Origin of the sequence: Mesorhizobium sophorae, from assembly GCF_002270415.1 — a bacterium.
GTDB lineage: Bacteria > Pseudomonadota > Alphaproteobacteria > Rhizobiales > Rhizobiaceae > Mesorhizobium > Mesorhizobium sophorae.
Map to the genome: position 1 here is coordinate 430700 of NZ_NNRI01000008.1, position 17794 is coordinate 448493.

Consider the following 17794-nt stretch of genomic DNA (forward strand, 5'->3'; position numbering starts at 1 on the left):
CCCCCTCCTTCGGTGCGGGCAGGACCATGCGTCGAAGGAAAAAGAAGACGGCGCCAACAAATACCAGCAGCAGAATTCCCAAATGCGTCCATCCGGCAGAGGTCATCAGGGTTCGTCCCGTTTCCCGTGTCCTGGAAGTCAATTCAATAGAACAATTCAGGCCTGATCGCCATGACCGACATCGCCACCTACAACTTCGCCTATCTCGACGAGCAGACTAAGCGGATGATCCGCCGCGCGATCCTCAAGGGCATCGCCATCCCCGGCTATCAGGTGCCGTTCGCCTCGCGCGAAATGCCGATGCCCTATGGCTGGGGCACCGGCGGCGTCCAGGTCACCGCTTCGATCATCGGCCCGGACGATGTGCTGAAGGTCATCGACCAGGGCGCCGACGACACCACCAACGCGGTCTCGATCCGCGCCTTCTTCAAGAAGGTCGCCAACGTCGCCGTGACGACCGATACCGCCAGCGCCACCATCATCCAGACCCGCCACCGCATCCCCGAGCATCCGCTGACGGCAGGCCAGGTGCTGGTCTATCAGGTGCCGATCCCCGAACCCTTGCGCTTCCTCGAGCCGCGCGAAACCGAAACGCGGAAAATGCATGCGCTGGAGGAATACGGCCTGATGCACGTCAAGCTCTACGAGGACATCGCCAGGCACGGCCGCATCGCCACTACCTACGCCTATCCGGTCAAAGTCGAGGGTCGCTATGTGATGGACCCGTCGCCGACGCCGAAATTCGACAATCCCAAGATGCACCGCTCGCCCGCTTTGCAGCTGTTCGGCGCCGGCCGCGAAAAGCGTATCTATGCCGTGCCGCCCTTCACCGAAGTGGTCAGCCTCGACTTCGAGGACCATCCGTTCGAGGTGCAGACGTTCGACCAGCCCTGCGCGCTGTGCGCGGCCGAGAATGTCTATCTCGACGAGGTCATCCTCGACGACCATGGCGGCCACATGTTCGTCTGCTCCGACACCGATCACTGCGAGAAGCGGCGTGAAGAGGGCCATCGCGGCCATCTTGCCCCTGAGATGACGGAGCCAGCGCAATGACCGACGAACCGCTGCTGCGCGTCTCGGCGCTTTCCAAATTCTACGGCTCGCGCGTCGGCTGCGACAACGTCTCCTTCGACCTGTCGCCTGGCGAAGTTCTGGCTGTGGTCGGCGAGTCCGGTTCCGGCAAGACGACCGTGCTCAACTGCCTGTCGACCCGACTGCTGCCGAGTTCCGGCACCGCCAGCTACCGCATGCGCGACGGCCAGTTCCGAGAACTCTACCGGATGAGCGAGGCCGAGCGCCGCTTCCTGATGCGCACCGACTGGGGTTTTGTCCACCAGAATCCGGCCGACGGCCTGCGCATGACGGTGTCGGCCGGCGCCAATGTCGGCGAGCGGCTGATGGCGGTCGGCGACCGCCACTATGGCAAGATCCGCGCTACAGCCGTCGACTGGCTGTCGCGCGTCGAGATCGATGAAGACCGCATCGACGACGAGCCGCGCGCTTTTTCCGGCGGTATGCGCCAGCGCCTGCAGATCGCCCGCAACCTCGTCACCGGGCCACGGCTGGTGTTCATGGATGAGCCGACAGGCGGCCTCGACGTCTCGGTGCAGGCACGCCTGCTCGACCTGCTGCGCGGCCTGGTCACCGACCTTGGTCTCGCCGCCATCGTCGTCACCCACGACCTTGCCGTGGCGCGTCTTCTGTCGCAGCGCATGATGGTGATGAAGGATGGCCGCGTCGTCGAAAGCGGTCTCACGGACCGCGTACTCGATGACCCGCGCGCACCCTACACCCAGCTTCTCGTTTCCTCGATACTACAGGTGTAACCCATGCCGACGCCCCTCGTTGTCTCCGACGTCGCCAAGAGCTTCACCATGCATCTGCGCGACGGCATCAAACTGCCTGTAGTCGCCGGTGTCTCGTTCTCGATCAGGGCTGGTGAATGCACCGTGCTCGGCGGCCCGTCCGGCGCCGGCAAGAGCTCGATCCTGAAGATGCTCTACGGCAACTACGCCGTCGACGAGGGCCAGATCATCGTCAAGCACGATGACGGGCTGATTGATCTCGCCACCGCCAGTCCGCGCACCGTGCTTTCCATACGCCGGCAAACGATCGGCTATGTCAGCCAGTTCCTGCGCACCGTGCCGCGCGTCTCGGCGCTGGATGTCGTCGCCGAACCGTTGGTCGAGCGCGGCGAGGACCGCGAGAACGCGCGCGGCAAGGCACGCGCCTTGCTGGCGCAGCTCAACCTGCCGGAAAAACTCTGGGCGTTGCCACCGGCAACCTTCTCCGGCGGCGAGCAACAGCGCGTCAACATCGCGCGCGGCTTCATCACCGAGCACCCGATCCTGCTGCTCGACGAACCGACCGCCTCGCTCGATGCCAGGAACCGCGACGTGGTGATTGAACTCATCGCCGCCAAGAAGGCCGCGGGCGTCGCCCTGCTCGGCATCTTTCACGACCAGGACGTGCGCGAGGCCGTCGCCGACCGCATCATCGACGTCACTGCTTTCGCGCCCGGAAAAATCGCCGCATGACGAAAAAACTGTCAGAGACGCCGCTGATCCACCCGACGGCGGACGTGCAGAACTCGACGCTTGGCCGCTGGACCGAGATCGCCGACCGCAGCCGGGTTTCCGAAAGCGAACTCGGCGATTATTCCTACATGATGCAGGACTGCGCCGTCTGGTGCGCGACGATCGGCAAGTTTTCCAACATTGCAGCCAGCGTGCGCATCAACGCCACCAACCACCCTACATGGCGGCCGACGCTGCACCATTTCACCTACCGCGCCTCGGACTATTGGGACGACGCCGAGCACGAGAGCGAGTTCTTCGCCCAGCGACGCGCCAAGCGGGTCACCATCGGCCACGACACCTGGCTCGGTCACGGCTCGACCATCCTGCCCGGCGTCACTGTTGGCGATGGCGCCGCGGTCGGCGCCGGTGCCGTCGTCTCGAAGGATGTCGCACCTTACACCATCGTCGGCGGCGTGCCGGCCAGACCGATCCGCGAGCGTTTCGACCGCCGCACCGCCGAACGCTACCAGGCGCTCGCCTGGTGGGACTGGGACCATGCCAAGCTGCGGACAGCACTGGATGATTTCCGGGAACTGTCGGCCGAGGCCTTTCTGGAAAAATATTGCGAATAGGCGATCACATCATTGTCATGGGTGAGCCTGTTTCATCTCCCTGACACATCGCCGGGGCAGGACGCCATCTGCCCTGGAGATCGCAAATGCCTGTTTCTGTCAGACCCTCGCTCGCCGGATTCTTTGCCGGCTCCAATCCGAATCCACCCGTTCATCTCGGCACGCGCTACGACATGTCGGGCAATTTCCTGATCGAGCCTGGCAACACGGTCGTCAGCCATCTCGTCAGCGGTTCGCCCTCCGAGGCCGTGGTGCTTGCGGTGCGCGACCGGATGCTGGCGATGCCCGATGCCGACCGGCTGGCCTTCACCCCCGTCTCCAGCCTGCACATGACGCTGTTCCAGGGCATCATCGAATATCGCCGCCGCTTGCCCTACTGGCCACATGACGTGCCGCTCGACACCAGCATCGACGCCATGACCCGCCTCTATTTGGAACGCTTGAAGGGCTTCAAGGGCCTCGGCCCGTTCAACATCAAGGTGGTCGAAATCGTACCGACTGGCCTTACCGTTGCCGGCGCGACCGACGAGGACGTGCGCATCATGGGCGCATGGCGCGATACCTTGGCGGTGCCGTTCGGCTACAGGCATCCCGATCACGACAGCTACGTCTTCCACATCACCTTCGCATATCAGATCCAGCGTCTTGCGGATGACAGGGCGGCCGCATGGCAGCAACTGTTCGATGACTCTCTCGCGCTTTTCGCGCGGCAGGCTCCGGCGATCGAGATCAAGGCGCCGGCCTTCTGCAGCTTCAGGGACATGGAGCATTTCGAGGAGTTGCAGGTGCTCGGCTGATCGACACCACCAGGCGCCTGACGCCGCGCCTGTGGGCAGTAACAAAACTGACATCAATCCGACACCGCAGGTTCATGGCGCTGCGCTAGCGAAGTTCTTAACAGACCTTCAACGCGACTGGACTGGAAACGACCATGTCAGCCACGCTCGAAATCCGCGGCGTCACCCGACGATTTGGCAAGAACACTGCCGTCAGCGATATCAACGTCTCGATCCCGCAGGGTCAGATGGTCGGCATTATCGGCCGTTCGGGTGCCGGCAAATCAACCCTTCTTCGCATGATCAATCGTCTCATCGATCCCAGCCAGGGATCGATTTTTTTTGACGGCGCCGAGGTTTCCCAGCTCCGCGGTTCGCCGCTCCGGCGCTGGCAGCGCGACTGCGCCATGATCTTCCAGCAATTCAACCTGGTGCCGCGCCTCGACGTGCTGACCAATGTGCTGCTCGGCAAGCTGAACCACCGTTCGACCATGTCGAACCTGCTCGGCATGTTTTCCCGCGCCGAGTGCGCCGAGGCGGTCGCCGCGCTCGAGCGGCTCGACATTGCCCGCACCGCAATGCAGCCTGCCGGTACTTTGTCGGGTGGCCAGCAGCAGCGCGTCGCCATTGCCCGCGCCATGATGCAGCAGCCCAAGGTGATCCTCGCCGACGAGCCGATCGCTTCGCTCGACCCACTCAACGCCAAGGTGGTGATGGATTCGCTGCAGGACATCAATCTGCGGGAAGGCATCACCGTCGTCACCAATCTGCACACGCTGGACACTGCCCGCGCCTACTGCAACCGCATCATCGGCATGGCCGCCGGCAAGGTCGTCTTCGACGGCCCGCCGGAAGAGCTCAACCGCGAGGCCGTCCGTCTCGTCTATGGCGCCGACAGCAATGGCGGCGAAATCTCCGAAGCCATCACCTCGACCAGCATCGCCTACAAGCAAAAGATCACTGCATCCGCCGGACCGCTCGAGCCCGCATTCCCGGGATATTGAGTCAAGAAAGAGCGACCTGGATCGCCAGCCCGCGTCAAGGGCACCTGTCAGAATAACCAACGCTACCGGCGCGGGGCCGGAACCCACAGGAGAGATATCCAATGTTCAGGAAGATGGTTTTTAGCGCCGTTTCGGTGCTCGCCATGGCAACCAGCATGGCCCACGCCGCCGATATGAAGGAATTCCGCGTCGGTATCCTTGGCGGCGAGAACGAAACCGACCGGCTGCGCAACTACCAGTGCCTGGCCGACCATCTGAAGGCCGAATTTGGCTTCGAGAAGGTCTCGCTGTTCCCCGCCGCCGACTATGACGGCGTCATCCAGGGCCTGCTCGGCGGCACCCTCGACTTCGCCGAACTCGGCGCTTCCGGCTATGCCAGCGTCGCCCTCAAGGACCCGAAGGCGGTAACCCCGATCCTCACCACCCAGCAGACCGACGGCGCCACCGGCTACTATTCGATCGGCCTGGCGCTGAAGTCTTCCGGCATCACCGACATCAAGTCGGCCAAGGGCAAGAAGCTCGGCTACGCCGATCCGGATTCGACCTCCGGCTATCTGATCCCGCTGACCCAGATCCCGAAGGACACTGGCGCTTCGAACGAAACCTTCTTCGCTTCGACCCAGTTCAATGGCGGCCACGAGAACAACGTTCTGGCCGTGCGTGACGGCAAGGTCGACGTCGCGGTGGACGATTCCTCGGGCATCGGCGATTTCAAGAACGGCTACACCTCCGGCACCTTCCACAAGGAAGTCGCCAAGGGCGCCGTCGACCCTAACGACTTCGTCGAAGTCTGGCGCTCGGGCCTGATCCCGAACGGCCCGCTGGTCGTGCGCACCGCGCTCGGCGACGACATGACCGCCAAGCTGACTGCCTTCTTCACGGCCCTGCCGGCCAAGGACAAGGCTTGCTTCGAGGGCGTCGAAGGCGGCGATTTCACCGGCTACGTTCCGGTGAAGGCGGACTTCTACAACGTCATCGTCGAAGCCCGTAAGGCGGCCATCGGCGGCTAACGGCAAAAATCAGAAGGGCGGTGTTCAAAACACCGCCCTTTCTGTTTGTCCGATCATGACCCTTTCCGTGACAGCCCCCTCCGCCGCCACCCATCAGATGGCCGATGCCTGGCGACGCCAGATATCGCTGCGCCGGCTCTACACGGTGCTTGGCGTCGGTTTACTGCTTGCCGCGATGTTTGCGAGCATGTGGTTCGCCGACGAAGCCAATGCCGGGCACTTCTTCGACCGGCTGCCGCACATCCTGGACTTCCTGAGCTGGCTGATCCCCAAGGATTGGAACGACGTCTGGCGGGCGCTGTTCGACATTGCCTCGCCGCACGACACCGGCACCCAGGAATTCAACTTTCCGCTCGGCCGCGTCTATGTCTGGGGCGGCTTTTACATCCCTGAATATTTCGAGCTCATGCTGACCACGGTGAACGTGGCCCTGGTCTCGACGTTTATCGGCTTCATCTTCGCCGTGCCGTTTTCCTTCATCGCCGCGCGCAACCTGACGCCGCATCCGGTGCTGAGGCTCGTCGTTAAGCGCTTCATGGAGCTGCTGCGCGCCTTTCCGGAGATCGTTATTGCCGGCCTCTTCGCGGCCATCGTCTCGACCGGTCCGATCGCTGCCATCATCGCCATCGGCCTGCATTCGATCGGCGCGCTCGGCAAGCTGTTCTATGAGATCAACGAGAACATCGACATGCGCGCCGAGGAAGGCCTGAGGGCGGTCGGCGCCAACTGGTTCGAGCGTGTGCGCTTCGCCGACCTGCCGCAGGTGCTGCCCAACTTCATGTCCTACACGCTGCTCCGCGTCGAGATCAATGTGCGCGCTTCGACCATCATCGGCGCCGTCGGCGGCGGCGGCATCGGCGAGGAATTGAAACTCTCGATTTCACGCGGCTTCGGCGCCAAGACGCTGGCGTTGGTGCTGCTCTTGTTCACGACCATCTTCATCATCGACCAGTTCTCCGCCTGGCTGCGCCGCAAGCTGGTCGGCGAACAAGCCTTCCTGATGGGTGCTTAGCCATGATCCCGAAAAGTGGAATCCGGTTTTCGGAAAAGACCATGGCAAAACCAAAAGATAGAGCCCCATCCCGGTCCTATCGGGATGGATCAGGTTCTTGATCATGGCGACGATGACCGCCGACGAAATCCGGTTGATCGAGGAGCGCTACCCGCAAGTGTTCCGGCGGCCGACGTACAAGCGCTTTGCCCCGCTGTTCCTGTTCGTCGGCATACTGCTCTACCTCATCTATGCCTTGTGGTTCTTCAGCCTGCCGCAAGTGCTGCGGGAATCGCACTGGGAACGCCTGCCGCTCTTCCTGACGCAGTGGGTCAGCTATGACCTGCAGCCGGAATTTCGGCTCGACCAGCCCGAGATAACACCGAAATACCCGCGCTTTTCCGCGCTTGGCGAGAACCCGAATCCAGACTGGGTCATCAAGAACGCGGACGGCACCTTCAGCGTCCTGATCGACGGTCCGGACAAGTCCGTCACCTTCGACAAGACCAAGGCGACGATCGTGGCCAATGGCGAGACGGTGCCGGTGTCGCTGACGGGCGGCAAGCCGGTGATCTCGGGCCCGGTGCCGGACTGGATCACCGCTCATGACGACGAGGTGGTGGCCAAGATGGGCTTCGCCGGCGAAGTGCGCGTCACCGTCGACCGCGTCAAGGTCCGCAAGCGCTTCCTCGGCTGGGCAAATTTCGTCTTCGACACGCGCTCGCCCTTCTTCGGCAAGTCGGCCAGCGAAGTGGTCTCGCTGATCGTGTCCGGCCCCGAACTCAAGCCGGGCACCTCGAACCTCGCGCTGGCGGGAGACAATATCTGGAACAACGCCCAGTGGCAGCACGGCGACGTCTGGACGAAGTTGCTGCAGACCATCGTCATGGCCTTTCTCGGCACGCTGCTCGGTGGCATCGTCGCCTTCCCGCTTGCCTTCTTCGCCGCCCGCAACATCACGCCGAACGGGCTGCTCAGCCAGGTGCTCAAGCGTTTCTTCGACTTCATGCGTTCGGTCGACATGCTGATCTGGGCGCTGTTCTTCACCCGCGCCTTCGGCCCTGGCCCGCTGGCCGGCAGTGCCGCGATCTTCTTCACCGAGATCGGCACGCTGGGCAAAACCTATTCGGAAAGCCTCGAGAACATCGACGACAAACCGCGCGAGGGCATCAAGTCGACAGGTGCCAACGGTTTGCTGGTGCAGCGCTATGGCGTAATGCCTGAAGTGATTCCGATCTTCATCAGCCAGACGCTCTACCAGTGGGAATCCAACACCCGCGGCGCCACGATCATCGGCGCCGTCGGCGCCGGCGGCATCGGCCTGAAACTATGGGAAGCGATGCGCACCAACTCCAACTGGGCCAACGTCTTCTACATGGTGCTGCTGACGCTGGCCGTGGTGTTCATCTTCGACAACATATCCAACTTCCTGCGCCGCCGGCTGAGCCGGACCATCCACGACTACAACAGGATCCAAGCCGAGCAAAATTAGCGATCGCGGCGCCTCAGGGCGCCCTATGCCGCTTTCTTCCACCCGTTCCTGATATGCTTGTAGCCATCGCGATAGACGGCTTCCGGGCTCTCGGAAAAATCGCGCCACACCTTGGTCGCCGCAGCCAGGTCCTTGAGCGAACGGCCGAACGCCTCGATCGTCAGCCAGTCGTCATAACCACTCTTGCGGATGGCGGAGAACGTTTCCTTCCACGGGATATTGCCGCGCCCCGGCACGCCGCGGTCGTTCTCCGAAATATGGATATGGACGACATTCCTGCGGTGTTTTGTATAGGCGCCGATCGGGTCGGCTTCCTCGATGTTGGCATGGAACGTGTCGTACATCGCCTTGATATGCGGCCGGTCGATGGCATCGATATGCTCGGACAGATCCGCCATCGTGTTGAGGAGATAGCATTCGAAGCGATTCAGCGCCTCGAGCCCGATGGTGACGTTCCTCTTGCCGGCATGGTCGCCGATAGCGCGTTGCGAAGCGACCGAGCGCTTCTTTTCGGCGGCTGTCGGCCCTGAGCCGGAAAAGGCACCGAGCGTCGAATGCAGCGGCCCGCTCAGCGTGCTGGCGCCGAGCGCGTCGGCGCAGTCGATAGCCCATTTCATATAGTCGACGCCGGCCTTGCGGGTCGCGGCGTCGGCCGCGATCAGGTTCATCGCCGGTTCGCCCATGGCTGACACGGCGGTCCGCTCCAGCCCGATACGGTCGAGCAACTCACCCAGTTTCTTGTAGTCGTCGGGCGTGCCGGCGAAGATCGGTATCTCGACGCCATCAAAACCGGTTGCCTTGATGTCGCGGAGCAACGGCTCGTGTTTCTTCGACACCGCCGTCGTCCACAGGAACATGCACATGCCGATTTTCATCGACGCCCCTCGCCGGTCGAAGTCATAGTTTCGTCCAGGCCCCATTCTTCTTCGACGACTTCACGCAGGCCTCGATGAAGGCCATGCCCTCGACGCCGTCCTGAATGGTCGGAAAGACGACATCCTTCGCCGGCTTGCCGCCCTTCTTGCGCGCCGCGCGGATGGCGCGCGCGGCCTCCTGGTAGATGTTAGCAAAACCTTCGAGGTAGCCCTCGGGATGGCCCGGCGGGACCCGGCTGACACGCCCCGCCACCGGCAGCGCCCCGGCGCCGTTGCGGGTGATCAGTTGCTTCGGCTGGCCGAAGGGCGTGTACCAGAGATAGTTCGGATCGGCCTGCACCCATTCCAGCCCGCCCTTTGAGCCATAGATACGCAGCTTCAGCCCGTTTTCATGGCCCGGCGCCACCTGGCTGGCCCAGATCATGCCCTTGGCCGGATGCGTCTTGCCGGCCGGCTTGAAGCGCAGCATGACGTTGACATTGTCGTCGAGCAGCCTCCCCGGCACGAAGGCATCGAGATCGGCCGAAAGCGAATCGAGCTCCAGTCCCGAGACGAAGCGCGCCAGATTGTAGGCGTGGGTGCCGATGTCGCCCAGCGCGCCGCCTGCGCCTGCCTGCTTGGGATCGCCACGCCACGACGCCTGCTTCTGGCCGGTGGCGGCGAGGTCCTCGGTCAGCCAGTCCTGTGGATACTCGGATTGCACGATGCGGATGTCGCCGAGCACGCCCTTGGCCACCATCTCGCGGGCCTGCCGCACCATCGGATAGGCGGTGTAGTTGTGGGTGAGCACGAACACCTTGCCGGTCTTCTCGACCACGGCGGCCAGCTTCTTGGCCTCAGCAAGCGTCGTCGCCAGCGGCTTGTCGCAGATGACGTGGATGCCGGCTTCGAGGAAGGCCTTGGCCGCTGGCACATGGACATTGTTGGGGGTGACGATGGCCACCGCCTCGATGCCGTCGGGCCGCTTGGCCTCGGCCTTGGCCATTTCGGCATAGGAGCCGTAGCTGCGATCCGGGTCGAGCCCGAGTTCGGCGGCCGAGGCCTTGGCACGCGCCGGATCGGAGGACAGCGCGCCGGCGACCAGCACGAAATCATTGTCCATGCGCGCCGCGATGCGGTGCACCGCGCCGATGAAGGCGCCTTGCCCGCCGCCGACCATGCCATAGCGGATCGGACCGCCTCCCGTTTCCGACTTCGATGCGCCGACCATGTCTTTTCTCCTCGTGTCTGAAATATCCCAGCCCCTTGACGGGAGGTCGATCCGCGCAACGGATCGGGTGGGTCGTAGAGGTAGAGCTCGGTTGAACTGACCCTACCCGGGACCGTCTACCACCCTCCCTCGAGCGGGAGGGAAGCCGCGTTAGATCCCCATCATGCCGCGCAGCACTTTCTTGTCGGTGGTGCCGCCGGCAAAGTCGTCGAATGCCTTTTCCGTCACCCGGATGATGTGGTGCTGGATAAATGGCGCGCCCTCTGCCGCGCCGTCTTCCGGGTGCTTCAGGCAGCATTCCCATTCCAGCACAGCCCAGGAATCGTAGTTGTACTGCGTCAGCTTGGAAAAGATGCCGCCAAAATCCACCTGCCCGTCACCGAGCGAACGGAAGCGGCCGGCGCGGTTGGTCCAGCTCTGATAGCCGGAATAGACGCCTTGCCTCCCGGTCGGGTTGAACTCGGCGTCCTTGACGTGGAACGCCTTGATGCGCTCGTGATAGATGTCGATGAATTCGAGATAGTCGAGTTGCTGCAGCAGGAAGTGCGACGGATCGTAATTGATGTTGCAGCGCTTGTGGCCGCCAACCGCTTCGAGGAACATCTCGAAGGTAGCGCCGTCGAACACGTCCTCGCCGGGATGGATTTCGTAGCCGACATCGACGCCATTGTCCTCATAGACGTCAAGGATCGGCTTCCAGCGCTTGCCGAGCTCCGAAAAAGCCTCCTCGATCAGGCCGGCCGGCCGCTGTGGCCACGGGTAGAGGTAAGGGAAAGCCAGTGCTCCGGAGAAACTCACAGAGGCGTTCAGCCCGAGATTGCGCGAGGCCTTGGCGCCGAACTTCATCTGTTCGACCGCCCATTTCTGACGCGCCTTGGGATTGTTGTGCACCGAAGCCGGCGCAAAGCCATCGAACTGCGCATCATAGGCCGGATGCACCGCCACCAATTGCCCCTGCAGATGCGTCGACAGTTCCGTGATCTCGATGCCGGCGTCGGCACAGATGCCTTTCACCTCGTCGCAATAGGCCTTGGAAGATGCCGCCTTCTTGAGATCGAACAAGCGCGCGTCCCAGGTCGGGATCTGCACGCCCTTGTAACCAAGACCAGCCGCCCATTTGGTGATCGAAGCCAGTGAATTGAACGGCGCGGCGTCACCTGCAAACTGCGCCAGAAACAATCCAGGGCCCTTCATGGTCGTCGGCATCGGCATCCTCCCTCATTTTCCTCGCGACCGAGCATAGCGCCGATTGGAAGCAGGGCCAGCCACTTTGGTCTTTTCACACGGGGCGCTTGTGCGCGCCACTATTCTGGTATTACCAAATACAAGGATTTGGTCAAGTCTTGTAGTGCATCGCCGGAACCCCTGGGGTAGGCAAAAAAGGGATACATATCTCAATATAATCAATGAAATAATTCGGAGTGAGCGCAGCAACCCGCCGCTTCTTGCCGTCCATGGGAAATTGCTGTAGACCTCCCTTCAGGCCCAATTGGTCGAACCAGTTTGCGAAAAAAGGCTGGGGAAGCCTTGGGGAGGAACCCTTGCGTCGCCTTTCAGCGAAGCATGTCGCAGGCGAACCATAAAGACGAATTTGGGAAGGACAGACCATGCACCTTTCGACGCACAACTGGATGCGGGCGGAACCGCTGGAGACGACGCTCAAGCGCATCAAGAAATTCGGCTATGAGTCGATCGAGATTTCCGGCGAGCCTGAGCAGTACAAGACCAAGGAGACGCGGGCACTGCTGAAGGAGCATGGTATCCGCTGCTGGGGCGCGGTGACCTTGATGCTGGGCGAGCGCAACCTCGCCGCCAAGGACCAGGGCCAGCGCGAGCGTTCCGTGCAGTATGTCAAGGACGTGCTGACGATGATCAGCGAACTCGATGGCGAGATCATCACGCTGGTTCCGGCGACGGTCGGCAAGGTGGTGCCGGATGGCACCGAGGAAGAGGAATGGAAATGGGTTGTCGACGCGACCCGTGAATGCTTCACCCACGCCAAGAAGGTCGGCGTCAAGATCGCCGTCGAACCGCTCAATCGCTTCGAAACCTATCTGTTCAATCGCGGCGCCCAGGCCCTGGCGCTGGCCGACGCGGTCAGCCCCGAATGCGGCGTCTGCCTCGACGCCTACCACATCCACATGGAGGAATTTAACGTCCATGACGCGATCCGGCAGGTCGGCAAGCGCCTGTTCGACTTCCATGTCGCCGACAACAACCGCTTTGCCGCCGGCCTCGGCCAGATCGACTGGCCGAAGATCGTCGCCACGCTGAAGGAGGTCGGCTACGACGGCGCGCTGACCAACGAGTTCGTCGCCCCGGTCGACCGCACGCCGGCCGCGCCCTATCCCGACATGGTCGAGCGCCATCCGGTCGACATTTCGCCCGAGCAGCTGAAGTTCATCCAGGATCACGGCTCCAGCGTTCTGACCGAGAAATTCTACACCGACCAGATGCGCATCACCGCAGAAACGTTGCTGCCGCTGATCAAGTAGTCGACTGCCTGTTGGGAAATTGCCCTTTCGCCCTGACCGGCGGCAGGGCCGGGGAAGACCATGCGCATCAAGACCATCCAAGCCTGGTGGATCCGCATCCCGATCGAAGCCGCTCGGCAGCACCGCAGCGACTTCGGTCAGGTGACGACCTTTGACGCCGCCATCCTGCGCATCGAGACCGATGACGGGCTGGTCGGCTGGGGCGAAGGCAAAAACGCCGCCGGCAGCGCCGGCAGCTACGGGGCGCTTGTCCACATGCTGAACCATGAGGTCGGTCCGCAATTGATCGGCCGCGATCCTGCCGACATCGGCGTCATCTGGGAGATGCTCTACAACGGCGTTCGCCACGACAGCGCCGCCCGCGCCGGCCACGCCATGCCGCAACTGGCGCGGCGCGGCATGAGCATAGCGGCCATCAGCGCCGTCGATATCGCGCTCTGGGACATCCTGGGCAAATCGCTTGGCGTTCCGGTCTGGCGGCTCCTCGGCGGCCGCAAGCTCGACCGCATGCCGGCCTATGCGTCCGGCGGATGGGCGTCCGCCGACGCCATCGGCGAGCAATTGAAATCGTATATCGCCAAAGGCGGCTTCAAGGCGCTGAAGATGCGGGTCGGCGCCATGGACGGTGCCGCGCATATCTCCGCCGCCCGCGTCCGTGCCGCACGGCAGGCGCTCGGCCCCGATGTCGAATTGATGGTCGACGCCCACGGCACCTACACCGTGGCCGAAGCCAAGCGCTTCATCCACCTCGTCGACGATCTGGACCTCGCCTGGTTCGAGGAGCCGATCATCGCCGACGACAAGCCAGGCATGGCCGAAGTACGGGCAAGCAGTGCCGTTCCGATCGCCACCGGCGAAAGTGAGGCGACGCGCTATGCCTTCCGCGACCTTGCCGTGCTGAAAGCCGCCGACATCTTCCAGCCCGATCCGGCCTTCTGCGGCGGCATCAGCGAAGCGATGAAGATCGGCACCATCGCCAGCGCCTTCAACCTGCGCTTTGCGCCGCATCTGTGGGCCGGCGCGCCCTGCTTCTTCGCCGGACTGCACATCTGTGCTGCTTCGCCGGCTAGTTTCACCGTCGAATATTCGCTCGGCGCCAACCCGATGATCCATGATCTGATCGAAGAGACTGTCGAAGCCAAGGACGGTATGATAGCGATCCCGGAAAAGCCGGGTCTGGGGTTCACCATTTCGGAGCGGTTCCTGGAGGCGCACGCGCAACGCGATTGACAATGAAAGAAAAGAACCTTCTCGCGGAACTCGCTGCCTACCTGTTCTCCCATTCGGACAAGGAGACCGGCCGAACGCCGTCGGAACGTGAGCTGGCGGAGCAGTTCGGCGTCAGCCGCGGCCAGATCCGCGAGGCGCTCGCCATTCTCGAAGCCATGCGCATTGTCGAGCGCAGGGCCAAGTCCGGCATCTACATCGACACCAAGCAGGCCAGCGTCGAGGCGATGGCGCTGTTCGCGCGCGCCGGCTTGCCGCTCGATCCGATCCAGATCTACGAGACGGTCGAATTGCGCAAGATCCATGAGATCAAGGCGGCCGAGCTTGCCTGTTCGCGCGCCACCGAAGAGAATTTCGAGCGTCTGCGCGAGATCCTGAAAGCGTCGGAAGAGCGCATCGCCGCAGGCGAAGGCCTGGCCAAGGAAGACCGCGAATTCCACCTTGAGATTGTACGCGCGACCAAGAACAGCGTCTTCCACAATGTCTGCAGCGTCTATTACATGATGGGCGAGCAGCGCCTGCCGATCTATTTCAACGATCCCGAGCGCAGCGTGCGCTCGCATGCCGAGCACATCCAGATCTACGAGGCGCTGCTGCGCCGCGACGGCAATCTCGCCCAGGCGCTGATGAGCGCTCATCTGCAGGGCGCCGAGAGCTACTGGAAGGGCCTGATCGAGGGCCACGGCGAGGAACCTCAAAGCCCGACGCTCGAAAGAGCCTGACCGACATGACCCGCATCCTCACCACACACCCCCTGCATCCGCGCGCCTCGGCCATGCTGGCCGGCGCCGGCGAGCTTGTCGTCGCTTCTGCTCTCGACCCAGGCACGCTGGCTGCCGAGGCGAAAAACGCTGACATCGTCATCGTGCGCGCGCACCTGCCGCCACAGCTCTTCGAGGGTGCCATGAAGCTGAGGGCGGCAATTCGCCATGGCGCCGGGCTCGATATGATCCCGATGGAAGCGGCATTCGCGGCCGGCGTGCTGGTGGCGAATGTGCCGGCGGTCAACGCGCGCTCGGTTGCCGAACACGTCATGTTCGCGGCACTTGCCCTGCTTCGCCGCTTCCGCATCGTCGACCGCGACTTGCGCGCGAAAGGCTGGCTCGCCGGCCGCGAGCACGCCAATTCCAACAGCGAACTTGCCGGCAAGACGATCGGCATCGTCGGCCTTGGCGCCGTTGGCCAAGCCGTCGGCCATATCGCGGCGCATGGTTTTGACCTGAAGGTGGTGGCAACGACGCGCAGCATGCAGCCGGCGCCGGAGAAAGTCGGCTTCCTGTCCATCGACGCCCTGGTCGAGCAGAGCGAAATCATCGTTCTGTGTTGTCCGTTGACGCCGGAGACGCGCGGCTTGATCAATCGCGAGCGGATCGCCCGCATGAAGCCCAATGCGCTGCTGATCAACGTATCGCGCGGACCGGTCGTCGATGACGACGCCCTGATCGAAGCCTTGCAGAAACGCCGCATCGGCGGTGCTGCACTCGATGTGTTTTCGACGCAGCCGCTGCCGCCAGATCATCCCTATTTCAGCTTCGACAATGTCATCATCACCCCGCACATGGCCGGCATCACCGAGGAATCGATGATGCGCATGGGCGTCGGCGCGGCCGGTGAAGCCTTGCTGGTGCTGGCCAACAAACTGCCGGTCAACCTGCGCAACCCCGAAGTGGTCGATCACTACCGCCGGCGGTTTCCTGCGAGCGTGTAGCGTATCGCCGTTTCACCTCATTTTCTGGCGAGGCTCGCTGCCATGCCCAGTCTTCGCTCCGCGCTGTTGTTTGTTGCCACCGCTTCGACAGCCGTCGTGCCGTCGCTTGCCACGGCGGAGAGCAGCTATGTCTACTGCGACAACGGGCTGCGCTGCTTCAAGGCACCCTGCCCGTCGAACAGCGCGCTCGACCTTGCCACCGGCACGATCATCAAGGGCGTGTCGATCGACAGCAGCGGATTGCCGCCGGCCGACAAGGCGATAACGGATCTTTCAGACGCGCTTTACGCCGGAAAGATCGTCGTCAGGGGATCGATCGAGCATCGCACGCAGACCATCACCGGCAAGGAGTACAGCCTGCCCTGGCTGGTTGCGACCGGCATCGTACGCACCGCCAAGGAAAGCGAACGCAAGCACTGTTCGTCGCACTGATACTCCGCGTCGATCAAGCGCCAAGCAGCGACTCTATTTCGGCAGCAATCCGCAACAGGCGCCGGTCATGGCCATTGCGCGCCACCAGCATCAATCCTGCCGGGCGCACCATGCCCGGCATCGGCAGCGAGATCGCACAAAGGTCGAACTGGTTGGCAACCTGCGTGTTGCGCAGCAGCAGGCCTTCGGTGCGGTCGCGCAGTTCGGCATCGTCGACCATCGAAACGATGGTCGGCGCCGTCACCGGTGTGGTCGGCAGGGCCAGCACATCGACCGATGCCAGCCGCTCGTCGATGGCGGCCGCGAGCGCGGCGCGACGACGCATTGTCCTGATGTAAACTGGCGTCGGCAGCATAGCTGCCCGCGATAAAGGCCCGCTGACATGTGGGTCAACCGGCACCGATGCCCCCGTCGCCAACCAGTCGGCATGGATCTCCGCCCCTTCCATGGCAGCGATCGAACCGCGCTTGGTCGCCGCGCGCATCTCTCCAAGCAGATCGTCTATCGACAGATCCGCCACCCCTGCACCCGCCAGTTCGACCTTGCGAAGGCATCGATCGAACGCGGTCGCCACCTCGCCTTGCGTTTCTTCGAATAGGAGGCCGCGCGGGATGCCTACGCGAAGCCCCGCGAGGGAGATCGACGTCAGCGCTGCCGCTTCCTCGCCGGCCATCACGGCGTCGGCGGCGGCGCACTGGGCGACGGTTCGGGCAAGCGGCCCGATCGAGTCCAGCGTGCCGGACAACGGGAAAGCGCCGGTGAGAGGCACCCGCCTAGCGGTCGGCTTGAAGCCGACGACACCGTTGAGCGATGCCGGAATGCGTATCGAACCACCGGTGTCGGAACCGATGGAGATTTCGCTCGTCCCCTCGCCGACGGAAACGCCGGCACCCGAGGAGGAACCACCAGGAATGCGGCTGGGATCGGTGGCATTCCCGGGCGTGCCGTAATGCTGGTTGTCACCGATCGCGGTGAACGCGAATTCGGTCATGTTGGTCTTGCCGACGATCACCGCGCCGGCCTGCCGCAACCGGCCAACGATGGCGGCGTCGCGCAGCGCAGGTGCAGCGGTCCTGAGCATGAGCGAGCCGGCCGTGGTAGGTTCGCCTGCGACATCGAACAGATCCTTGATCGAGACAATGGTGCCGTCGAGCGGCCCCAGCGTCACACCGGTTCGTTTGCGGGCATCGCTGGCGTCAGCCGCGGCCCGCGCGGCTTCGGCATAAAGCTTCGTGAACACATGTTCTTCGCCGGCACGGGCGGCGAGGCGCGCGAGGATGGTTTCGAGATGGTCACGGGCTGATTGCATTTTCGGTGTCGGACTCCGGACGCCTTGAACGTCTTAAAAGGTAGCGGCCAGCACTTGGCCTGCCGAGACTTAAACCGGCGCAGGCGGTTTTGCACCCTGTCGATACGAGGAAAA

The 17794-nt window shown here is 63.1% G+C and carries 18 protein-coding genes; 14 read left to right on the top strand and 4 right to left on the bottom strand.

The window, feature by feature from the left end; genetic code table 11:
- Window positions 1–171 precede the first annotated feature (171 nt).
- The 9 genes from CGZ66_RS14300 (at window position 172) to phnE (CGZ66_RS14340) (ending at window position 8424) form a co-directional block, all read left to right on the top strand.
- Window positions 172–1053: an alpha-D-ribose 1-methylphosphonate 5-phosphate C-P-lyase PhnJ gene (locus tag CGZ66_RS14300; RefSeq protein WP_095084773.1), complete on the top strand. Its 882-nt coding sequence runs from the start codon at window positions 172–174 to the stop codon at window positions 1051–1053.
- A complete protein-coding gene (phnK, locus tag CGZ66_RS14305) occupies window positions 1050–1826 on the top strand; it encodes a phosphonate C-P lyase system protein PhnK (protein WP_095084774.1) in 777 nt (258 codons plus the stop codon). The genes CGZ66_RS14300 and phnK overlap by 4 nt, the downstream gene beginning before the upstream one ends.
- Before the next feature lie 3 nt (window positions 1827–1829).
- Window positions 1830–2537 carry a phosphonate C-P lyase system protein PhnL gene (phnL, locus tag CGZ66_RS14310; RefSeq protein WP_095084775.1) on the top strand — a complete coding sequence of 236 codons (708 nt, stop codon included), beginning with the start codon at window positions 1830–1832 and terminating at the stop codon, window positions 2535–2537.
- Entirely contained in the window at window positions 2534–3151 is a 618-nt protein-coding gene (locus CGZ66_RS14315; RefSeq protein ID WP_095084776.1) for a DapH/DapD/GlmU-related protein, read from the top strand. Before phnL ends, CGZ66_RS14315 begins: the two co-directional genes overlap by 4 nt.
- An 86-nt stretch (window positions 3152–3237) precedes the next feature.
- On the top strand, window positions 3238–3948 hold the full coding sequence (locus CGZ66_RS14320; protein ID WP_095084777.1) for a DUF1868 domain-containing protein: 711 nt from the start codon (window positions 3238–3240) through the stop codon (window positions 3946–3948).
- 134 nt (window positions 3949–4082) lie between these two features.
- Window positions 4083–4931 (top strand): phosphonate ABC transporter ATP-binding protein, encoded by an 849-nt coding sequence (gene phnC, locus CGZ66_RS14325; RefSeq protein ID WP_095084778.1) that lies wholly within the window; start codon window positions 4083–4085, stop codon window positions 4929–4931.
- A gap of 101 nt (window positions 4932–5032) precedes the next feature.
- Entirely contained in the window at window positions 5033–5941 is a 909-nt protein-coding gene (phnD, locus tag CGZ66_RS14330) for a phosphonate ABC transporter substrate-binding protein (RefSeq protein ID WP_095084779.1), read from the top strand.
- Window positions 5942–5996: 55 nt separating this feature from the next.
- Window positions 5997–6953: a phosphonate ABC transporter, permease protein PhnE gene (gene phnE / locus CGZ66_RS14335; RefSeq protein ID WP_095084780.1), complete on the top strand. Its 957-nt coding sequence runs from the start codon at window positions 5997–5999 to the stop codon at window positions 6951–6953.
- A gap of 103 nt (window positions 6954–7056) precedes the next feature.
- Complete coding sequence (phnE, locus tag CGZ66_RS14340) at window positions 7057–8424, top strand: phosphonate ABC transporter, permease protein PhnE (protein WP_095084781.1); 1368 nt, start codon at window positions 7057–7059, stop codon at window positions 8422–8424.
- Window positions 8425–8447: 23 nt separating this feature from the next.
- On the opposite strand, the gene CGZ66_RS14345 is transcribed toward phnE (CGZ66_RS14340), so the two are convergent.
- The 3 genes from CGZ66_RS14345 to CGZ66_RS14355 form a co-directional block, all read right to left on the bottom strand.
- On the bottom strand, window positions 8448–9299 hold the full coding sequence (locus CGZ66_RS14345; RefSeq protein ID WP_095084782.1) for a sugar phosphate isomerase/epimerase family protein: 852 nt from the start codon (window positions 9297–9299) through the stop codon (window positions 8448–8450).
- Window positions 9300–9321: 22 nt separating this feature from the next.
- On the bottom strand, window positions 9322–10509 hold the full coding sequence (locus CGZ66_RS14350) for a Gfo/Idh/MocA family protein (protein WP_095084783.1): 1188 nt from the start codon (window positions 10507–10509) through the stop codon (window positions 9322–9324).
- Between the two features lie 150 nt (window positions 10510–10659).
- Window positions 10660–11715, bottom strand: a complete 1056-nt coding sequence (locus tag CGZ66_RS14355) for a sugar phosphate isomerase/epimerase family protein (protein WP_095085008.1) — start codon at window positions 11713–11715, stop codon at window positions 10660–10662.
- Between the two features lie 401 nt (window positions 11716–12116).
- Between CGZ66_RS14355 and CGZ66_RS14360 the strand changes: the two genes are divergently transcribed.
- From CGZ66_RS14360 to CGZ66_RS14380, 5 genes are read left to right on the top strand one after another with little or no spacing between them, the layout of a single operon-like run.
- Window positions 12117–13004: a sugar phosphate isomerase/epimerase family protein gene (locus CGZ66_RS14360; protein ID WP_095084784.1), complete on the top strand. Its 888-nt coding sequence runs from the start codon at window positions 12117–12119 to the stop codon at window positions 13002–13004.
- Window positions 13005–13064: 60 nt separating this feature from the next.
- A complete protein-coding gene (locus CGZ66_RS14365) occupies window positions 13065–14234 on the top strand; it encodes a mandelate racemase/muconate lactonizing enzyme family protein (protein ID WP_095084785.1) in 1170 nt (389 codons plus the stop codon).
- 2 nt (window positions 14235–14236) lie between these two features.
- Entirely contained in the window at window positions 14237–14953 is a 717-nt protein-coding gene (locus tag CGZ66_RS14370; RefSeq protein ID WP_095084786.1) for a FadR/GntR family transcriptional regulator, read from the top strand.
- A gap of 5 nt (window positions 14954–14958) precedes the next feature.
- Window positions 14959–15939 (top strand): hydroxyacid dehydrogenase, encoded by a 981-nt coding sequence (locus CGZ66_RS14375; protein ID WP_095084787.1) that lies wholly within the window; start codon window positions 14959–14961, stop codon window positions 15937–15939.
- Between the two features lie 42 nt (window positions 15940–15981).
- Entirely contained in the window at window positions 15982–16371 is a 390-nt protein-coding gene (locus CGZ66_RS14380; RefSeq protein WP_095084788.1) for a hypothetical protein, read from the top strand.
- Between the two features lie 13 nt (window positions 16372–16384).
- On the opposite strand, the gene CGZ66_RS14385 is transcribed toward CGZ66_RS14380, so the two are convergent.
- Complete coding sequence (locus CGZ66_RS14385) at window positions 16385–17680, bottom strand: amidase (protein WP_095084789.1); 1296 nt, start codon at window positions 17678–17680, stop codon at window positions 16385–16387.
- Window positions 17681–17794: the final 114 nt, after the last annotated feature.

Bases quoted from the DNA above. Each gene is read 5' to 3' on its own strand.
- phnK (WP_095084774.1), top strand. From the start codon at position 1,050: ATGACCGACGAACCGCTGCTGCGCGTCTCGGCGCTTTCCAAATTCTAC.
- CGZ66_RS14365 (WP_095084785.1), top strand. From the start codon at position 13,065: ATGCGCATCAAGACCATCCAAGCCTGGTGGATCCGCATCCCGATCGAA.
- phnL (WP_095084775.1), top strand. From the start codon at position 1,830: ATGCCGACGCCCCTCGTTGTCTCCGACGTCGCCAAGAGCTTCACCATG.
- CGZ66_RS14355 (WP_095085008.1), bottom strand. From the start codon at position 11,715: ATGCCGACGACCATGAAGGGCCCTGGATTGTTTCTGGCGCAGTTTGCA.
- CGZ66_RS14345 (WP_095084782.1), bottom strand. From the start codon at position 9,299: ATGAAAATCGGCATGTGCATGTTCCTGTGGACGACGGCGGTGTCGAAG.
- CGZ66_RS14320 (WP_095084777.1), top strand. From the start codon at position 3,238: ATGCCTGTTTCTGTCAGACCCTCGCTCGCCGGATTCTTTGCCGGCTCC.
- CGZ66_RS14385 (WP_095084789.1), bottom strand. From the start codon at position 17,680: ATGCAATCAGCCCGTGACCATCTCGAAACCATCCTCGCGCGCCTCGCC.
- CGZ66_RS14380 (WP_095084788.1), top strand. From the start codon at position 15,982: ATGCCCAGTCTTCGCTCCGCGCTGTTGTTTGTTGCCACCGCTTCGACA.
- CGZ66_RS14370 (WP_095084786.1), top strand. From the start codon at position 14,237: ATGAAAGAAAAGAACCTTCTCGCGGAACTCGCTGCCTACCTGTTCTCC.
- phnE (WP_095084780.1), top strand. From the start codon at position 5,997: ATGACCCTTTCCGTGACAGCCCCCTCCGCCGCCACCCATCAGATGGCC.
- phnC (WP_095084778.1), top strand. From the start codon at position 4,083: ATGTCAGCCACGCTCGAAATCCGCGGCGTCACCCGACGATTTGGCAAG.
- phnE (WP_095084781.1), top strand. From the start codon at position 7,057: ATGGCGACGATGACCGCCGACGAAATCCGGTTGATCGAGGAGCGCTAC.
- phnD (WP_095084779.1), top strand. From the start codon at position 5,033: ATGTTCAGGAAGATGGTTTTTAGCGCCGTTTCGGTGCTCGCCATGGCA.
- CGZ66_RS14315 (WP_095084776.1), top strand. From the start codon at position 2,534: ATGACGAAAAAACTGTCAGAGACGCCGCTGATCCACCCGACGGCGGAC.
- CGZ66_RS14360 (WP_095084784.1), top strand. From the start codon at position 12,117: ATGCACCTTTCGACGCACAACTGGATGCGGGCGGAACCGCTGGAGACG.
- CGZ66_RS14350 (WP_095084783.1), bottom strand. From the start codon at position 10,509: ATGGTCGGCGCATCGAAGTCGGAAACGGGAGGCGGTCCGATCCGCTAT.
- CGZ66_RS14300 (WP_095084773.1), top strand. From the start codon at position 172: ATGACCGACATCGCCACCTACAACTTCGCCTATCTCGACGAGCAGACT.
- CGZ66_RS14375 (WP_095084787.1), top strand. From the start codon at position 14,959: ATGACCCGCATCCTCACCACACACCCCCTGCATCCGCGCGCCTCGGCC.